The organism is Marinomonas sp. AWM4_232 (assembly GCF_056158325.1).
On the sequence record NZ_JBSWTA010000001.1, the window covers coordinates 3285409 to 3304338 of the forward strand.

The 18930-nt window shown below is 45.7% G+C and carries 16 protein-coding genes and 2 tRNA genes; 12 read left to right on the forward strand and 6 right to left on the reverse strand.

Translation table 11 applies throughout. The features are described 5' to 3' along the window. The first annotated feature begins 287 nt into the window (after window positions 1–287). Window positions 288–364 (forward strand) — tRNA-Asp (locus tag ACXAC1_RS15585). 27 nt (window positions 365–391) lie between these two features. Beyond that, a tRNA-Val gene (locus ACXAC1_RS15590) sits at window positions 392–467 on the forward strand. Between the two features lie 1155 nt (window positions 468–1622). Here ACXAC1_RS15590 and ACXAC1_RS15595 read toward each other — a convergent pair. Next, window positions 1623–2630 carry an MsnO8 family LLM class oxidoreductase gene (locus ACXAC1_RS15595; protein WP_475062624.1) on the reverse strand — a complete coding sequence of 336 codons (1008 nt, stop codon included), beginning with the start codon at window positions 2628–2630 and terminating at the stop codon, window positions 1623–1625. Between the two features lie 53 nt (window positions 2631–2683). After that, window positions 2684–3511 (reverse strand): helix-turn-helix domain-containing protein, encoded by an 828-nt coding sequence (locus ACXAC1_RS15600; RefSeq protein WP_475062625.1) that lies wholly within the window; start codon window positions 3509–3511, stop codon window positions 2684–2686. Between the two features lie 183 nt (window positions 3512–3694). On the opposite strand from ACXAC1_RS15600, the gene ACXAC1_RS15605 reads away from it, so the two are divergent. From ACXAC1_RS15605 to ACXAC1_RS15615, 3 genes are read left to right on the forward strand one after another with little or no spacing between them, the layout of a single operon-like run. Continuing rightward, a complete protein-coding gene (locus ACXAC1_RS15605) occupies window positions 3695–4834 on the forward strand; it encodes a tyramine oxidase subunit B (protein ID WP_475062627.1) in 1140 nt (379 codons plus the stop codon). A 45-nt stretch (window positions 4835–4879) separates the two neighbouring features. After that, complete coding sequence (locus ACXAC1_RS15610) at window positions 4880–5302, forward strand: RidA family protein (RefSeq protein ID WP_475062628.1); 423 nt, start codon at window positions 4880–4882, stop codon at window positions 5300–5302. A gap of 54 nt (window positions 5303–5356) precedes the next feature. Continuing rightward, complete coding sequence (locus ACXAC1_RS15615) at window positions 5357–6649, forward strand: NAD(P)/FAD-dependent oxidoreductase (RefSeq protein WP_475062630.1); 1293 nt, start codon at window positions 5357–5359, stop codon at window positions 6647–6649. A gap of 143 nt (window positions 6650–6792) precedes the next feature. On the opposite strand, the gene hpaR is transcribed toward ACXAC1_RS15615, so the two are convergent. The 4 genes from hpaR to ACXAC1_RS15635 form a co-directional block, all read right to left on the reverse strand. Continuing rightward, window positions 6793–7224, reverse strand: a complete 432-nt coding sequence (gene hpaR / locus ACXAC1_RS15620; protein WP_475062631.1) for a homoprotocatechuate degradation operon regulator HpaR — start codon at window positions 7222–7224, stop codon at window positions 6793–6795. A gap of 76 nt (window positions 7225–7300) precedes the next feature. Then, complete coding sequence (locus ACXAC1_RS15625; protein WP_475062633.1) at window positions 7301–8458, reverse strand: MFS transporter; 1158 nt, start codon at window positions 8456–8458, stop codon at window positions 7301–7303. 93 nt (window positions 8459–8551) lie between these two features. Further along, a complete protein-coding gene (locus ACXAC1_RS15630; protein WP_475062635.1) occupies window positions 8552–9463 on the reverse strand; it encodes a p-hydroxyphenylacetate 3-hydroxylase reductase component in 912 nt (303 codons plus the stop codon). Between the two features lie 69 nt (window positions 9464–9532). Continuing rightward, a complete protein-coding gene (locus tag ACXAC1_RS15635) occupies window positions 9533–10702 on the reverse strand; it encodes a p-hydroxyphenylacetate 3-hydroxylase oxygenase component (protein ID WP_475062637.1) in 1170 nt (389 codons plus the stop codon). Between the two features lie 216 nt (window positions 10703–10918). On the opposite strand from ACXAC1_RS15635, the gene ACXAC1_RS15640 reads away from it, so the two are divergent. The 7 genes from ACXAC1_RS15640 to ACXAC1_RS15670 all read left to right on the forward strand — a co-directional run bounded on the left by ACXAC1_RS15640 (window position 10919) and on the right by ACXAC1_RS15670 (window position 18891). Then, window positions 10919–12853, forward strand: coding sequence for an FAD-dependent monooxygenase (locus tag ACXAC1_RS15640; protein ID WP_475062640.1), 1935 nt, complete (start codon window positions 10919–10921; stop codon window positions 12851–12853). Window positions 12854–12982: 129 nt separating this feature from the next. Next, window positions 12983–13933, forward strand: coding sequence for a tripartite tricarboxylate transporter substrate binding protein (locus tag ACXAC1_RS15645; protein ID WP_475062642.1), 951 nt, complete (start codon window positions 12983–12985; stop codon window positions 13931–13933). Between the two features lie 54 nt (window positions 13934–13987). Beyond that, window positions 13988–15349 carry an aldehyde dehydrogenase family protein gene (locus tag ACXAC1_RS15650; protein WP_475062643.1) on the forward strand — a complete coding sequence of 454 codons (1362 nt, stop codon included), beginning with the start codon at window positions 13988–13990 and terminating at the stop codon, window positions 15347–15349. 58 nt (window positions 15350–15407) lie between these two features. Continuing rightward, complete coding sequence (locus tag ACXAC1_RS15655; protein ID WP_475062644.1) at window positions 15408–15908, forward strand: universal stress protein; 501 nt, start codon at window positions 15408–15410, stop codon at window positions 15906–15908. Beyond that, window positions 15909–16436, forward strand: coding sequence for a hypothetical protein (locus ACXAC1_RS15660; protein WP_475062646.1), 528 nt, complete (start codon window positions 15909–15911; stop codon window positions 16434–16436). A gap of 9 nt (window positions 16437–16445) precedes the next feature. Continuing rightward, window positions 16446–17930, forward strand: coding sequence for a tripartite tricarboxylate transporter permease (locus ACXAC1_RS15665; RefSeq protein ID WP_475062648.1), 1485 nt, complete (start codon window positions 16446–16448; stop codon window positions 17928–17930). A gap of 172 nt (window positions 17931–18102) precedes the next feature. Continuing rightward, on the forward strand, window positions 18103–18891 hold the full coding sequence (locus ACXAC1_RS15670) for an IclR family transcriptional regulator domain-containing protein (RefSeq protein ID WP_475062650.1): 789 nt from the start codon (window positions 18103–18105) through the stop codon (window positions 18889–18891). The last annotated feature ends 39 nt before the right edge of the window (window positions 18892–18930 follow it).

Below are 18930 nucleotides of genomic sequence, written 5' to 3' on the forward strand. Positions count from 1 at the left end.
ATCAGTGAGTATTCTTTCTGTTGAGATGATTGAGTAGTGCTGTGACCACTTTTTTATAAAATTGGCCGCAAAGCTTGAGCGGTTTTTCTTAATGTCGCGAATTAAGCCAATAATTTATTTTATAAGTTATTGATTTAAAATGATATTAAGTTAAAACGCTCGTCAAGGTTGGATGATGCAAGTTAAAGTTCTTTTGATTTTTAGTCCTTACAAGGCGAATGTCGGGAGTTCGAACCTCTCCACACCCACCACTTATAAGTTAGTGGTTAAACAACTTATGACAATATGGAGCGGTAGTTCAGTTGGTTAGAATACCTGCCTGTCACGCAGGGGGTCGCGGGTTCGAGTCCCGTCCGTTCCGCCATCTTTCCTCAAGATGTAAAACTATGATGGGTGTGTAGCTCAGTTGGGAGAGCGTCGCCCTTACAAGGCGAATGTCGGGAGTTCGAACCTCTCCACACCCACCATCTATTCTTACTTAGAAATTCCCTTATAAGTATCTGATATTAAATAATTTTTATCTTCCTTAAGTTACATGGCATTTGTGACCACGCTGTGACCATAATTTTTCTTTATTTTCCATGTGACCACGCTGTGATCGATTTGTCTCACATTTTTCGAGCGTCAATTCTTGTGACCTTTTTCCAAAGGCATTTCTAGTGTGATTTTGCAGTTCGTACCAAGAAGTCACAGGCTTCCTATTCTTCTCTTTTCGAATACCTCGTTTTACCTTATTTGCGTCTTCTGCCTATCAGCTAATTTAAATCTTTAACTGCTTTATGTTCTCGCCAGATCTTGTGAGTAGGTTTTTATTTAAAGGTGCTGTGACCTATTGATGTTTCTAGCAGAACTGAAGGAGGTTGTAGGGATTTCTAAAGCTAATTTTCTAGGAATACTTAGCTGTCACAATAAGCCTTGTAGTAGCTCTGGTGCATGTCTCGATATGTCGTTAACTTGACTTCTAACAACCTGCTAGCTTTCTGTAAGGATGATGAGAGTTCTACTTTAAGGTATTCAGTTCGTTCTAGTATTCAACAATTTTATATTAGGCTGATTCAAGGATGGTGGGCGCTAGATTCCACTCAGTATAAAGTATGTGAGGCTTGTGTCTAAATTGAAACATATACTGAGTGACCAAAAATATCTGAACATCTATTCAAAATGCGAATTAATGGCGAAAAACTTCAATACAAACTAATTGTGACGCTGTTACGATCGAAAGTTCCTCAAGCTGTCTTTCCGTTTGTCTAAAAACAGTGATAGGTGGTACACATAGCCTGTGTGATCGTAATTGACTCCGCTCATCTTCGATGTTTTCTGTATAGGAACGTCTGAATTGGTAGTGAAGTCTCCACAGTGAGCAGGGATGAAGAGAACAGATTGTTCGAAATGTTACGGGTAAAGGATGGGATCGGCATGCTCTGAGATGATTGCTTTTCGAGGTTTGAAACTGGTCTACGGCATTTCGGGAGGAATGTTGCTGGTTATTGGAATCATTGCCGCCATCTGGGTGAAGGTTTATATGAAGCGCGGATTATTCGAGCCTGACCTTGAGTAATTAATGGCTGAACGAAAAAGACGACTTCAGAGGCGTCTTTTTCGTTCGGTATACTAGGAATACTCTAAAGCTGTTGCCCAATTAAGCGATAGCTATCCAGACGCTCTGCTTGACTGTACGTGACGGTTACCATTGCGATTTCCTGGCAGCCATATTCACTTGATAAACGCTGGATCTCGTCCCAGCATTGTTCTGGGGTGCCTACGGTATATCCAGCGAGAATATGATCGTAAGCACTTTGCAATGACACCGGTAGTTGGTGATAGCGGTCTTGAACGTCAGCCGGTGTTAGAAAGTCAGCTCGCTGTCCCATTTGCGCGGCTAACTTACGGTACACGGCAGTGCCAGCACGTAGTTTGGCTTCCTCTTCTGTCTCTGCGCAAATGCTCGCAATCGCCAACATGGTATGACTTGAATGCTCATGATTAGCTTTTTCAAAGGCAGCTCGATAGCCAGCAAAAATCGCAGGATGACAGTTATCAGGGTCAATAAAGCGCGCTAAGGCAAGGTTGTAGCCCAGCTGACCTGCTAGCTCAGCACTTCCACCACTGGAGCCAAGCATCCATAGTTGCGGCTGTGGGGTGTGATCAGGCATGACTTTGATGTCATGAAATGGGTGCCCTTTAGGCAGTGTTTGATGTATGAAACCTTTCAGTTGCTGCGCTTTTTCCGAGTAATAATCGCCAGCGCTCGGTGCATGTGGATAGGCTAACGCTTGTGATGTCAGTCCCGATCCACCTGGAGCACGGCCAATGCCCAGATCGATTCGGTCTGGAAACAAGGTGGCCATCATCGAGAAACATTCCGCGACTTTTAATGGGCTGTAATGAGAGAGCATCACGCCACCACTGCCGACACGTATACGCTCGGTCACACTAGCGAGATGAGACACCAATATCTCCGGGCAAGGATTGGCAAAATGAATGCTGTTATGGTGTTCCGCAACCCAGTATCGGTAATAGCCTAACTGATCGCATAATTTTGCAAGTTCTACGCTAAGGGAAGGGGCTGCATTTTTACCATGGGAACCATGTACGGGGGTTTGATCAACCACTGAAAGTTTGATGGACATCTCTGTTCCTAAAGATAGAATATAATTAACAAGTTAACTATATTCTATCATGTCTAGCTGACTTGCTGTATCCGTGACGCATAAGAGCTTTCTAAAATTTTGCGTTGATAGGCGAATGGTGTAGAGCTGACGAGATTCTTAAACTCACGCATGAAATGTGGTTGATCACTAAAGCCTAGGTTATGAGCAAGTTCGATAAAGGTGACTTCAGACAGTTGATTGATCTGGTTCACGGCGCATTGGCAGCGAACGATTCGACTAAATTCCTTGGGGGAAATCCCTAATTCTTCTCGAAATAAACGCTGTAGGGTTCGCTTGCTTATGCCTGTGAGGGTTTCCAATTCGTTGATTTGAATGTTGCCTGAGCATTCATGAATGGCATTCATTGCCACTTGGGTTTTATTCGACGGTTTAGAAAATTCCTCACCAGATAGGTGGTGCTGGATGATTTGGACTTGGTGGTTAAAGTTTTGGTTGCTAATGAGCTGTTCCAACAGATGGTCGCGATCTTGGGCGAGATCAAATAAGTTCAGCCGTTGGCTGATCAACTCTTTCGCGGATATATTGAGGTATCTTGGTAGAGCGCCAGGTGTAAAGCGCACGCCAAGGTATTCGTGACCAGGTTTCAACTTTGCGTTTTGAGCTTGCAATGTTGAGCCACAAATTTTGGCGCTTGGTGTGGATTCTGAGCAATCAAACATAATATCAATGCAGCCATCAGGAATGGCAAATGTTGCATCCGAGCTAGCGCCCGCTTGAAAACGGTAAATTTGCGACAGGCCTTTAACTTGGGGCTTATATTGAGTCAATCCTTTCATTGCATTGAGCACAAACCATGGCTGCTCACTCGTTCCTTGACATGCTTTTGCTGATGTACGCATTGCTGATGCCTTTTTAATTCTTGTTTTCTTACTTTTGTACTGTGCAGTTATTTCCGCACTTGGCGCGTTTCTTCAATATTTTTAATGCCGAACACTTTAACGTATCCAACAGATACTACGACTCTCATGAGTTGTAGTAAATGCAATTACAATAAAAATTAACATGTTAAGTATAGGTGTAACATGGCCGAGAATACTAAGATTGATTTTATTTACTTGTCGGAAGAGGACATGATCAAAGCTGGCGTCACGGACATGGCGCAGTGTGTGGATACCATGGAAGAGATGTTTGCGCTGCTGCACCAAGGTGATTACCGCATGGCAGGGCCGAATAACGACTCCCATGGAGCAATGATTACTTTTCCAGAGGAATCCCCATTTCCAACGATGCCAAAGCCAACGGCGGATCGTCGTTTGATGGCGATGCCAGCTTATCTTGGCGGAGACTTTCAGACCTGTGGCGTTAAATGGTATGGCTCAAATATCGCTAACCGCGAGCGTGGCTTGCCTCGTTCTATTCTGATGATGATCTTGAACGACATCGAAACCAGTGCCCCCTTGGCAATGATGTCGGCAAACCTACTTTCTGCCTACCGTACCGGTGCCATTCCTGGTGTGGGAGCAAGACATTTAGCTCGTAAAGACGCCAAAGTAATTGGTCTATTGGGTCCTGGTGTGATGGGTAAGACAACCGTTGCGTCCTTTATGGCGGTGCGTCCAAATATCGATACCATCAAAATCAAAGGCCGTGGCCAGAAAAACCTAGATAACTTTGTGGCTTGGGTGAAAGAGACCTACCCGCAGTTAAAAAACATCCAGGTTGTTGACTCCATTGAAGAGGTCGTTCGTGACTCGGATCTTGTGTCGTTCTGTAATTCTGGCGAAGTTGGTGATCCTTCTCTTTACCCAATGGTGAAACACGAGTGGGTGAAACCTGGAGCGTTCTTAGCCATGCCTGCGAGCTGTAGCTTGGATGATGGCATGAGCAGCGACAATGTCCGTAAAGTGATGGACAGTATTGGTCTATACAAAGCTTGGTACGAAGAAGTGCCAAAACCTGCACACAATCACATTCCTCTAGTGGGTATGCGTTTCATGGACATGATCGATGCCAAATTAATGGCGGAAACGGATCTTGAGGACCTAGGCGCGATTGTCTCTGGAGATACACCTGCCCGTCAAAACGACGAAGAAATCATCATCATGTCAGTGGGCGGAATGCCCGTAGAAGACGTTGCTTGGGCAACTGTTGTCTACCGTAACGCTGTTGAAAAAGGCATTGGTGTACCGCTAAACCTTTGGAATACCCCGGCACTGGCGTAACCCTGACTCTACTTGATTTAAAACCTGACTTATAAAGGCATATCCATGGCTAAAATTATTAAAGTGAAAACTGGTTCAAAATTTGAAGAAATTGCAAGCTACTCTCGTGTTGTTGCGGTTGATAACTGGATTTACGTATCCAACACGGCGGGCCGTAACCCTGATACCAAAGAAATTCCTGAAGACGTGATTGAACAAACGGCACAAGTCTTTGAAAACATTGAGCGCGCACTAGTGGCGGTTGGCTCCAGTCTACAAGACGTCGTTGTGTCACGCGTGTTCATTCAGGATCCTGCGGACACTGAAAAAGTCATGGCTTTCATTGGGACTAAATTCCGCGGCGTGGATCCAACCACAACGGTAACCTGTCCACCGCTAGGTTCAACAGTCTACAAAGTGGAGCTGGAAGTGACCGCATACCGTGGTGCCGCTGAAGCAGACGTGGAAACGATCACGATTGCCCAGTAATCAACGGCAAAAGGTTGAATTGGTGATCTGATTCAACCTTTATGGAGGAATGGTATGACGATTACACTTGAGCGTTTGGCGACGCAGGACGAGCTACCTAGCTCTGCATCGGTTGTGGTGATTGGTGGTGGTATCGCAGGTGTGTCTGCGGCGTTAGCTCTAGCAGAGCGCAATATCTCCGTGGTGCTGCTTGAAAAAGGCCATATTGCATGCGAACAATCTTCGAGAAACTTAGGTTGGATTCGTAAAACCAGCCGTCATCCTGATGATGTCCCACTTGCCTTAGCGGCGGATCAACTTTGGGCTCAAATGGCCGAGCGGGTTGGCAGTGACGTAGGTTATAAGCAATCTGGCATTATGTTCCTTTCCCAAACCGATGAGCTGTTGGCAATGCACGAGTCGTGGCTCAAATCGGTTGAGTCCTTGTCTTTAGGCTCGAAAATGCTGTCTCAAAAGGAAATTGATAAGTTGGTGCCGGGCGGTGTAGGGCAGTGGAAAGGGGGATTGTATACCCCGACAGATGGTAAGGCTGAACCTCATCTTGCTGTGCCCGCGATGGCCAAAGCGGCCATGCAAAAGGGCGCTACGATCGTACAACATTGTGCGGTACGTTCATTGGTTACAACAGCGGGTAACATCAGCGGTGTGTTAACGGAAAAAGGCGAAATCCGCTGTGAGCAAGTGTTACTTGCGGGCGGTGCTTGGTCTCGCCGCTTCCTAGGTAACCACGGGATTTCATTGCCCACTTTACCACTGGTGTGCTCTGTGTTGCGCACTGCACCGATGGATGGCCCAACGGACATTGCTGTGGGTGGTCCAGACTTTTCGTTTAGAAAGCATCAAGATGGTGGTTACATCATTACGCAACGCGGTAAGCTGGATGCGCCAGTAACATGGGATCATCTATTAATTGGTCATAAATATTTAGAACAATTAAAACACCAACGTAGCTTCTTAAAAGTATCGATTGGTTCAACGTTCTTTAAAGACCTTGCATTGGGACGCAAATGGAAAGCTGAGGATATTAGCCCGATGGAAAAAGTTCGGGTGAATAATCCTTCCGTTAACCATGGGCTAAATCAGGATGCATTGAATAACTTAAGTAAGGCGTGGCCTGCGTTTGAACAAGCAACCATCGAAGAGGCATGGGCGGGCGTGATTGATGTGACACCGGATTCTAATCCAGTGATTGATCGTATTCACAGCATTCCAGGCTTAACGATCGCTACAGGCTTTTCAGGTCATGGCTTTGGCACTGGGCCTGCAGCGGGGCAATTGGCAGCAGATATCGTATCTGATGTGACGCCAATCATTGATCCTGCGCCGTATAAGTTTGAGCGTTTCTAGGCCGATCAAAATGTCCCCAAAGAGCTATTTAGAGTGTTGAATCATATAGATAAACTTATAAGTGATGATTCTCGATCATCGCTTAATGATTGAATGACTTATTAGTTCTGCCCTTTTTTGCGCAACCTTCTGGTTGCGCTTTTTTATTTATTAGGAGGAGAGAGTTTTATGACTTCTTCTAATAATGAGCTTAACTCTTTCAATTTTTTCTCGCCTAATTGATCGATCAGTTGTTTATAGCCAGCGTCCACATATGGACGAAATTCTGAAACCAGTGTTTTTGCCTTGTCAGATAACGACAGCAAAGTGATGCGTTGATCCTCGTGAGAGCGAATACGAATGATCATGCCGTCTTCTACAAAACTCTTAATAATACGAGTCAGGCTAGGGCTTAAAATACAGCACAGCTGTGCCAGTTGTTTCGCTTCCAATTCCTTGTGGTCGTTCAGTACACGTAATACTCGCCATTGTTGTTCCGTGAAGCCTGCTTGTTGTAATACAGGTCTAAAAAATGTCATTGCTGACTCGCGGGCTCGGAGCAGCTGTAGGGTTAATGAGTCTTCAAGTTTCTTCATGTGTGAGTAGGGCTTAATTAATAAGTTTTATAATAGTTTAAAGGTAAGTGGTTGGTATTCATAGTTATGCGGTGAGCTAAAGCGTTTTGTAAACGCAGAAATGCCAGACAGCGGCCACAGCACAGAACGCCAGGATGCAGACTGCGAATAAGCTGCTATGAAGCGTAATGAGCCAGGGTGCCAGCTGAGAGATAAACGCGCCCATAGACAGCTGTAAAAAGCCCATCAAGCCTGCTGCGGTTGTGGTCTGATTTGCCAGTGCGCCTACACCTGCAGATTGATAAGAGGGTTGGCTGATACCTCGTCCAAAGGTGACTAAAGACATGGGTAAAAACAGCATTGCATAGGATGTCGGTAGAATGAACTGTGCGAGTAACAGCAAAATGGCGCCCATTACACAAATTACATTGCCAACATTAATGGTTTTATTTACTTGCCAGATTTTATTAAGGCGAGTGCTACAAAAGCCGCCCACTAAGAAGCTGGTAGAAATACAAATAAACCAATAGCCAAATAACTCAGGGTTGTGTGATGTATCGGGAATTAAATACGGGGCGCTAGCAACGAAAATATAAAAACAGCAGGCGATGAGCGTATTGGCACCGGTATACGTCCGAAACTGCGTGTTTTGCAGTAATTCACGGTACTGGATAAGGGTCTGTGCTAAGCCAAGTCGCGTGGTGGGTTGAATATGGCCTTGTATTACTTTCTTGAATGCTAGAATAAGGATAAAAGCCTGAATCGCAGAGAGAAGTCCAATGCTTGCCCATCCTAAATAGGAGCTGAGATAACTCCCTAGCAGTGGAGCAATGCTTTGTGATAACGCAATCGCCATGACAATGTAACCCATCATATGTGAGCTTTGCTCTTTGCCGTAGGTCAGCACGAGTAATGATCGGGCATTAGACACTAAGACCGCACCGCCTAGTCCTTGTAGTACTCGGCTAACAAGTAGGAAGTACACATTTACATCCAACCAGGTAAGCGCTCCTCCCGCTAAAAAGAGCACTAGACCAAGCTGGATGGTCTTAGATTGTCCTAGGGCATTAATCATAACGCCCACCGACAGTTGCCCCACAGCGAGTGCAATCAAATAAAGAGACACGCTCATCTGTATTAAGCTATGGCTGACCTGAAAGTGCAGCGCTAAATTGGGCAACAGAGGAATGATCATGTTCAGTGCCAATGGGCTGGCCATGGACATTAGGATGAGCGTGCTAAGGGTCTTATTCAACGGTTTATCTCTCTCAATTTGAAAGCACGAAAGGCCAAGAGGAAAATTCCCCTTGGCCTTTGAATGCATTAACTTAAAATGCGGATGTTTACATCAGCAAAGCTGTCTAAGCAGCATCTGAAGCTGTTGCTTAAAGACTTCATATTCTTCATCCGTGAACTCTTCAAACACTTCATCGGTTTGTTTTTGTGAAATATCCCAGAGCCTATCGGCCATCTCTTGGCCTTTTGACGTCAAAGAAAAATCAGCGTTAATAAAGCCAAATTGCTGCAAACTATCTACGCCGGCGGTCACGTCTTCTTCAGGGATGGTGACCAAATGTTTTAGATCTTCAAGGGTAGTGTTTGATGTGTCACTCAGCACTAGTAGTAAACGCGCTTCGCTGGTGCTTAAGCCAGACGCAGACTGTTTCGGCAGGTAGTTTTCCTGAATCTTCTGCAACACCTTATTCATTAAATAAATCGCACTGTTATGCAGGCGTTCTAATGTAGAGGGTGATGCCACCGGGTCACTAGACTGGGTGCCGGTAAATGGAATCGCGCCAGCGTAATTACCCTGAACATACAACAATGGGCTACGGCTGTGATTTTCAAAAGCGACTACTTTACCGATCATAATCCAGTGGTCGCCACCGTCTACGATCTGGTAGTTTTCACATTGAAAGTTAGCGGCTGTATTGGCCAGCAGGGGAGCATTACCTGCCCCTAAAGAAAACTCTGCTTCAGCGAATTTATCTTCACTGCGACGGGCGAAATGATTGGAAACGTCAATTTGATCTGCGGCCAGGATATTCACAGCAAAGTGGCTTGCTTTTTCAAACACTGGGTAACTGCCTGACTCTTTGATAATGCTCCATAGCACCAACGGTGGATCAAGCGATACGGAGTTAAAACTGTTGGCGGTGACGCCCACTTTGGTGCCGTCTTCAGATTGAGCGGTAATAACGGTCACGCCAGTGGCGAAGTTGCCAAGACAACGGCGGAATTCTTTTGGGTCGAAGTTCATAATCTGAGTGCTCTTTTATTATTAGAAGTGAGCGAGAGCAATTAGCACTAGCTCTCGCAGCAATGTTGATTAAAGTAATGATGGATCTGGCTCAAGTCCCATGATTTCTCGGCCTAGGATCTGGGCACAGACATCGTAGTCGGTGTAAGCATGAGCACCACACATATGGCAATCACGGAATAAGCGCTGAGCTTCTTTATCCAGCATCCACTGTGTTGCACCAATCGCATTGAAAAGGCGGTCGACAGCTTCAATACACATTTTTACGGCATAGGCTTGGTTAGTACGCCAGTAAGCCAGTTCTTCTCGATTTGGGTAGCGATGCGCTTCTGCAAATTCACGGTGCTCGTCCCACGTTTTTTCCATGAACGCACGGGCTGCATTAACCTGATGTGTCGACTCCGCTAAACGCATCAAAGCTGGGGTTGCTGCATTGACCTTAGCGCCCGTGTAAGCACGAACACGCTTAGAAGTAACGTCTTTAAACACTTCAAGCATGCGTTCAGCCACACCTAATGCCATGGAAGCAAAGCCAGAAGCAAAGTAAGGGCGGTAAGGTGCGTAGAAAACTTTGCTGTCAGGGTATAGGCCAAAACCAGCAGATTTACCTTCCATCATATCTTTTGCTTTTTGAATACGATGTTCAGGCACAAAGGCATCTTCGATCACTAGCGTCTTAGTACCAGAGCCTTTCATGGCCATGGAGTGCCAATCATCTTGGATGCTGTAATCAGAGCGAGGAATCACGGCGAAACAGTAGTCTTTCGCACCTTCGCTGTTGTCGCGTAGGAAGCCGACAATGGCCCATTCAGCATGATCACAGCCGCTGCTCCACATCATATTGCCAGTGAACTTGATACCGCCTTCGGCTTCTTCATATTTGCCAAACGGTGCAATACTACTGCTCGCCGTTGCATCTGGGTTGTCGCCCCACACATCTTCTTGCAGCTCTTTTGAGAACATCGCCATTTGATGGTTGTGAGTACAAAGCAAGCTAAAGGCCCAAGCAGTACTGCAACAAGCGCCCGCTAGTGCCGCAATACAGTCACAGAACTCTGGTAGCGAAATCTCATAGCCGCCGTAGGCTTTAGGCAAAAACGCCTTGTGCAACCCGATTTTTTTCAGCAGTTCGATGTTTTCAGTTGGGACTTTTCGCAAATCTTCCGCGTGAGATGCGTTCTTGGCAATCTCCGGAAGAACAGACTTAAGATCTTCAAGCAATGGATTAGGACGCTTCATGGCAAAACCTCTTTATTTTTATGTGTTCAGATACAGCACATTATTAGAAATGCTCCAGTCGAGATGAATGGCCAATTCGAGCTAATCACTAGGACTTTTCTGGAAAATTAAGTATCGCGCTTCCAGTTATTTGATATTTATTGACAGTTATCAATTTAACATGTTAATTAATTTTTATATAGGGATTCAGTCCCGATATAAAAAGAGGAACATGTAATGCAATATCATTTGAACGGGTTTAAGCCGGGAAACTATCAAGTGCCAGATAGAGCTCGTAAGCCATATCCAAACCCACCTGTATTGGATTTACCGACTAACGTGGATGTCCTAATTGTCGGTACTGGTCCGGCAGGACTGACGATGGCGCGTCAAATGGCAGAGTTTGAAGACATCAAAACCTGCATCGTAGATATGGCGCCAGGTCCGCTGCTTTTCGGCCGTGCAGACGGCATTTCGTGCCGCACAATGGAAATCATGGAAGCCTTCAATAGCAGTGAAATGGTCGTAAAAGAGACCTATCAATTGAAGCAGAATACTTTCTGGGAGCCGGATGCGCAAAACCCTCAAAACATTAAGCGCACCGAGAAAATTGCAGATGCGCGGGCGGGGCTGTCTGAATTTACCCACGGCATTGTCAACCAAGCTCGTCTACATGAGCTACTTATTGATGGTATGCGAAATTCCATTACACAACTTGAGCCTCACTACAGTCGCGAGCTGGTTGACTTGTCAATTGACGACGCGTTGACTCAAGATATTCAGGCGTATCCGATTACTGCAGTGTTTAAACGGACGGATGCCGCCGGAAATGGCAACACCGAAACGGTGAAGGCTCGGTATGTGGTTGGCTGCGATGGTGGACGTAGTCGCGTACGCAAAAGTATGGGGATAGAGTTGCAAGGTGATTCCGCAAACAAAGCCTGGGGTGTTATGGATATCCTGCTTAATACAGACTTCCCTGATATCCGTGTAAAGAGTTTTATTCAGTCCAAAGATCATGGGGCTGTAATGACCATCCCCCGTGAAGGCGGCTACCTATGCCGTTTCTATGTCGAGCTGGATCTACTGGGCAAAGATAAGCGTGCCAGCGATGTAAAGATGACAGAGAAAGATTTGATTGCCAAAGCACAGAAAATCTTTCATCCGTATACATTGGATGTGAAAGAAGTCGCTTGGTGGTCGATCTACGAAGTAGGTCAGCGCATTGCTGAGCGTTTTGATAATCGCCCAGTTGGCAGTTCTGAAGACATCATTCCACGAGGTTTTGTTGCGGGTGATGCGTGCCATACTCACAGTCCGAAAGGGGGCTGGGGGCTGAATACCTCTTTGCCGGATACTTTTAATCTGGGGTGGAAACTAGCGTCTGTGCTTCAGGGCAAAAGTGATCCGAAGCTTTTGCATACTTATGAGATCGAGCGTCGCAAAGTGGCCCAACAACTTATTGATGCAGACCGCGAACTATCTAAGCTGGTGGCGACGCGTCCTGATGCGGGTGATGATTCCAAACAAGCTAAAGTCGACACTGCTAAAATTGAAGCCTTTATGAAGCGTCAAAGCGGCTTTGTCTCAGGCACTGCAATTGAGTATTTTCCTTCTTATATTTGTACTGGGCAGGAATACCAAGAGCTGGCATCGGGCTTCAAAATTGGTCAACGCTTTCATTCTGCCGAAGCGCAACGTACCGCAGATGGACGTATTGAGCATCTAGGACATTTAGTTAAAGCAGATGGCCGCTGGCGCCTGTTTGTTTTTGGTGGTGAACAAAGTCCGATTGATAAGAATTCTGAGGCATATAAACTGATTGATTTCTTAGCCAATGATGAAACCTCACCAGTCATCAAATTTACGCCAAAAGATGCTGATATTGACTCAGTCATTGATACTTATGCGGTCTTTCAACAACAAGACTTGTCAATTCATGAGCTTCATCCCTACCTTTGGCCTGCTAAAGGCAAATACGGCCTGCGTGACTACGAGAAGGTATATCAACCCAAACCAGGCAGTGATATTTATGACCTTCGTGGCGTTAATCGTACGGATGGGTGTGTAGTAGTGGTTCGTCCAGATCAACACATTGCCGCAATCTTACCAATAACAGCACATCGTGAACTGGCTGCATTTTTTAATCATTTCATGATTGAACAGAACTAGCCGAAATGGCCCAGAAACTGAACTTTCGGGCTGTATTTGCATCGCTGTAAAAATGTCCCCAAAGGGACATAGAGGATATAGAGACGTATGTGTAACTTTGATATATCGCAAACAAAAGGAAGCATAAAAATGAAAAAAAGCGCGAAACTACTATTAGCACCAATTGCATGCTCTATGGTAATGGGAGCTGTGTCGACAGCAGCCATGGCTGCGGATTACCCAAATCGCCCAGTTCGCTTTGTTGTGCCTTGGCCGCCAGGCGACTTAGAGGACGTGTTAACTCGTAAAATAGCTGAAGAGATGTCTAAAGAGACAGGCGTGCCAGCAAGTGTTGTCAACAAGCCTGGTGGCGGTGGTGTATTGGGTGCTACAGCAGTCGCTCAATCACGCCCAGATGGCAGCGTGATTGGCTCATTCGTGGTGGACTTGGTAACTTCTCAAGTAGTGGGTGGCAATGCGCCTTACTCAAAAGACGACTTTGAACCAGTGGGTATTTTCTTAGATTACCCATTTGTTTTGGCAACCAAGGCTGATGCCCCATACAACACATTGGCAGAATTAGCGGAATACTCTAAAACTCACGATATTTCTCTTGGCCACTTCGGCTATCAAGCCTTACCGACTGTTTTAACCTTCAAAGCCGCGGATCAGTTGGGTATCAATATCGCGTCTGATTCAGCGTTTAACGAGCTAAACTGTGCGACTTTAGCGAACGGTGATGCGGATATTACCAATACTACAACGCAACTAATCCTTCCTTGTTTAGATTCAGGTGAAGTGAAGCTACTTACTTCTTATACCTTTAATCGATTGGTTACAGCACCAGACATACCAACACTAAATGAAGAAACAGGAATCACTCAAACACTTTGGAACGGTCTGTTTGTTAAAAAAGGCACGCCTAAAGAAGTGAAAGAAAAAATCGCATCCATTGCCCAAACTGCACTGCAAAGCCCTGACGTAATCAAACTTCAAGAGACGACAGGTGCCGGTGTGTATTGGACCAATATGGATGATGCCGAAAAAGTAATCGAGCTAGATTACGAAAATGCGAAAAAACTGGCGGAAGCTAATAAATAGCCATCCATGCCTGCCGGTTTGAAATCCACATAACAATAAAATGGTGTGTACTACATGACGATTAATGTAATCAACCCTGCCACGAAAGCGGTTTATAAAAGTATTCCGGAAACCACGGAAGCGGAATTAAACAGCATTGTTGAAACCGCGAAACAAGCCTTTGAGGTTTGGCGTTCGAAATCTGATGAAGAGCGTACCCAAGCCATGCTGAACATTGCCGACGAAATCGAGGCATGTGCAGCGGAATTGGCACAAATCGTTGTTTCAGAACAAGGTAAACCGCTTGCGATTGCGCAAATGGAAGTGGGTGGGGCTGCTGGTTGGACTCGATACAACGCGAGTTTGTCTTTAGAAGCGGAAGTGATCGAAGACAGTGCCGAGCGTTACGTTGAGATTCAGCGTTTACCTGTTGGGGTGGTGGCGTCTATCACGCCGTGGAACTGGCCACTGATGATTGCAGTGTGGCACATCATGCCTGCCCTAAAAGCGGGTTGTAGTGTGGTGGTAAAACCGGCGTCAACAACGCCTATCAACACCATCAAATTAGCGGAAATTATCAACAAGCACACCCTTCCTAACTTGGTTCAGGTAGTGGTCGGTGGCGGCCGAGCGATTGGTGAACCATTGGTGCAACATCCTGATGTGAAGAAGCTAGTGTTCACCGGCTCGACCCCGGTGGGTAAACACCTTGCTAAGATAGCTGTGGGAGACCTTAAGAAAATCACTCTTGAGCTGGGCGGCAATGATGCGGGCATCGTGTTGCAAAATGCGGACATCAGCAAGATCGCTGAAAAGATCTACATGACGTCTTTCATCAACATGGGACAAACCTGTGCTTGTCTGAAACGTTTGTACGTGCATCGTTCTAAGTACGACGCGCTTGCCAAGGCCTTGGCGGAAATTGCTGCAGCGCAAGTCGTTGGCAATGGTATGGATGCAGGTGTGACCTTTGGTCCGGTGCAAAATGAGAAGCAATTTAACAGCGTGAGAGCCATGATCGACGAAGCCAAAGCGGCGGGTGCTGAGGTCATTGAACCTGCGCTGCCAGAAGGTTTGGATGGCTACTTTATTGCGCCAACATTGGTGAAAAATCCGCAACACGAGATGTCGGTGGTGTGTGAAGAGCAGTTTGGTCCTGTGTTGCCGATCATTCCGTTTGATGATGTCAAAGAGGTGATGTCACACGCGATTCACAAAGAATTCGCTTTGGGTGGATCTGTCTGGGGCGAGCCGTGTGAAGAGTTAGATTGGGTGGTGTCTCAATTAGACTCTGGCACTGTATGGGTAAATAACCATGCGGAAGTCCTGCCTCATATCCCATTTGGTGGTAACAAAGACTCTGGTCTGGGTGTTGAATTCGGTAAAGAAGGATTACTTGAGTATACGGTTAGAAAAGTGGTTAACCGAGCTAAGTAAATCATAAAGATAAGGCGTAGCTTCGATCTGAGGCTACGCCTTTTTTATGGGGTAATTCATGAAACATATTCTCTATGCTTCCGATTTGGAAAATGGAAGTCGAGTGGTATTGCATGCGGCGATTGAGCAAGCAATCCAAAGTAAAGGACAAATTTATTTTTTACATGTGTCAGAGCAATTTCATAGAGGCCAAGATGAAACACTGGGCGGATTTCGAATTAAAGAAGCCCACGACAAGCATCTTGAGTCGCTAAAAACAGAAATTCGCACTTACATGAAACAGCGCATTCATAACTTCGTCACGGAAGAGCTACAGCAGTCCGAGTTCGATGCAGAACAAATCGAAGTCATTGTCACGTTTGGTGAACCGGCGAAAAAAATTGTTGAAGTGGCAACAGACATTGAAGCAAAGATGATCGTGATGGGAGACCGCCGTGTCAGTGGCCTGTCCCGCTTATTTTTAGGGTCGACCGCTCAGAAAGTCATTCACAGTGCTTCCACTCCGGTTCTCATTGTCCCGATTTCAAATACCATCAAGCAAGTTGAGGTATTAAGATAAATGGACCATGCACAGCGTAAATCTAAACTGTTTTTCATTGTGACCTTGGTTGTCACTTGTTACTTAATCATTAGCTTCCCAGAGCATACCACCACCTTAAAGCGTGCGCGTGGCTGGTATACACAGCCCTATATCGCACCGTTGGTAGGTTTAAGTATCTTAGCTTTTTTCTCCTTTATTAAGCTTCTGACTTTATTAAAACCCGTGAAAGGTGAGCCTAGTCTAATCCAAGGGCTGATTGAAAACCTACCTTACTATCAAGTGGTAGTGATAACCGGTGGACTTTTCATTGCTTACATTTATGCATTGGGCTGGATTGGTTTTGCGCCAGCTACCTTGCTGTTTGTTTTAGCGCTGCTTTGGTTGAGTCGTCTGCTGTCATGGTTTTGGGTCGCATGTGCCATCGCAGCGGTGTCCATGATCGTGTTGATTTTCCGAGTTGGGGTCAATATTTGGTTTCCAGATGTTGTGCTCTATGAAGCGCTGTTTAGTGACGGTGTCCTTTGGTTTATGAACAGTTACTTGTAGAGATGATGTATGGAACTGATTAGTTTAGGTATTAACGAAGTCCTAAATGGCGGTGTCATTTGGGCAGTGATTATAGGTGCGCTGATAGGCGTTACCATAGGCTCTATTCCTGGGCTTGAGCCCGCCGGGGTAATGGCGATTTTGCTGCCATTAACTTTCTCCATGGAGCCGTTATTTGGCGTCACGCTTTTGTTAGGGGTGTACGGTGGTGCCTGGTATGGCGGAGCCATCCCCGCTATTTTGATGAATACGCCAGGAACGCCGGTGGCGGTATTGACCACCTACGACGGCTATCCCATGGCGAAGCGGGGGGAAGGTAAAAAAGCGCTGTCGATTGCTTATACCTCATCCTTTTTTGGCGGCATCATTTCAGTATTGTCTTTGGTGTTTTTTGCACCGGTATTATCTCAGGTAGCCACCCTGTTTGGTTCTGCTGAGTTTGCCATGTTGGCGCTACTTGGGATGGTTTTTGTGGTCTTGGCGCACAACGACTATGCCATTGAAGCGGCGGCAATGATTGGCCTCGGGATGTTCCTTGGCACCATCGGTATTGACCGCTCTTACAACACACAAGTGTATACGTTAGATCAATCCTTCTTGCTCGCTGGTGTACCCTTGGTGCCGGCGGTAATCGGTTTGTTTGCCATGTCTCAGGCGTATATCTTACTGTCGACGAAAAGTGGCGATTCATTCAAAACGAAGTTGGAAGGCTCCGGCCATCTATCAGGCTTCGTGGTGTTAATGCGCAATAAAGTCACCGCCATTCGTTCGGCTATTTTAGGGGTATTAATGGGGCTACTGCCTGGCGTAGGGGAGTTTGGCTCACAGTTTTTCTCCTATACCTTAGCTCAGAAATTCTCTAAAAAGCCTGAAGAGTTTGGCAATGGTGCCGAAGCAGGGATTGTGGCATCAGAAACGTCCAACAATGCCGTAACAGCATCAGTAATGATCCCACTGTTGGCGTTTGGTATCCCTGCGGATGCTTTGATGGCTATGCTGTTATCAGTGTTTATGGTGCATAACTACATTCCAGGCCCACGTCTGTTCACGGAGCATCCAGAGTTTATTTCTGGTCTTTATGTGTCCTTGTTCATCATGAACGTCTTCGTGTTTGTGTACTTAACGTTTGCTTCAAAATATATCGTTAACATCACTCGTATCCGAGGACGATTCATTGGCGCATTGATCTTCGTGCTCGGCTTCTTAGGTGCCTACAGCCAGAATTACCAAATCACCGATGCACTGATTGCGCTGTTCTTCTCCGTAATTGGCTACATCATGAAGCGCAACAATATCCCTGCGGTACCCATTATCCTTGGTTTAGTACTGGGCCCAGTGTTTTTGGACCGTATGCGTCAAGCATTAGGAGTATCCAATGGCAATTTCGAGATCTTCGTAGATCGACCAATTGCCCTGACCTTGTTGATGCTTACTATTTTGTCGATTACTGTATTTGTTATTAGCAAAGTACGTCGTAAAGCGGTTACGGCCTAAGTTCTCTTATAGGCATACATTGAAGCCCCTATGATTCAGCAGGATTATGGGGCTTTTTATATGAACTCATTTGTAAATCAAGCCCGTATAGCAGCATCCGACTTTCGTAAAACTCCATGAAATTAGAGTTTTATTTAGTTAATCCATAAAGATTTCTAGAGGGGCGCCCCTAGTGAAGGAGAATAGATCGGTTGTTCGAGTAATGTCTTTACTTGACTATCTCTCATCAGTCGCTGGTCAAGTATCACTGCATCAAATTGCCTCAGCAACAAAATTAGATAAAGCAACTTTGTTGCGAATTTTAGGGACGCTAGAAGCACGGGGTTGGGTGTATCGATCGATTAATGATGGTAATTATTCTTTAGGTAGAAAAGCCGTATTATTGGGAGACCAGCTTCCACAAGAAAGGCTGATGTCACAGCTGGCCAGCCCTTTAATGACAGAGATGTTTGAGTTGACTCATTGGCCTTCTGACTTAACTGTGTTCGATGGCGAGCGCATGGTTATTTTAGAGAGCACAAGGCGTCTAAGCCACAATATCTGTCATCGGGGCATGATAGGGTTCCGTCCCAATCTCTTCGATTCAGCTGTAGGTCGAGCTTATATTACCGCCATGCCTCACAAGTCGCTAGCTGATCTTCTTGTATCAGCTAAAAGCGAAGTGGGTATCGTCTATACCAAAGAATTTGTGAACGCTTTGATAGAGCAAGTTCAGCAGCATGGCTACGCATTGCGCGAGCGCTTATATCACGGCGGCATAGATGATCATGAAACGGAAATTTCTGAGTCTATTGCGGTCCCCATTTGGCTTCAGGATCAGGTAGTCGCTTGCATCAATCTGATCTATTTGAACAGCAATGATGATCTGCAATTAAGATTTCATTATGCTGAGATACTTAAACATTACGCCATGCGTATTTCACAAGCCCTAAAGCAGCATCAATATGTTGCTCCCTACTAAAATTCACTGTGTGAAATGTGACTTTGTTCTGATTAATCC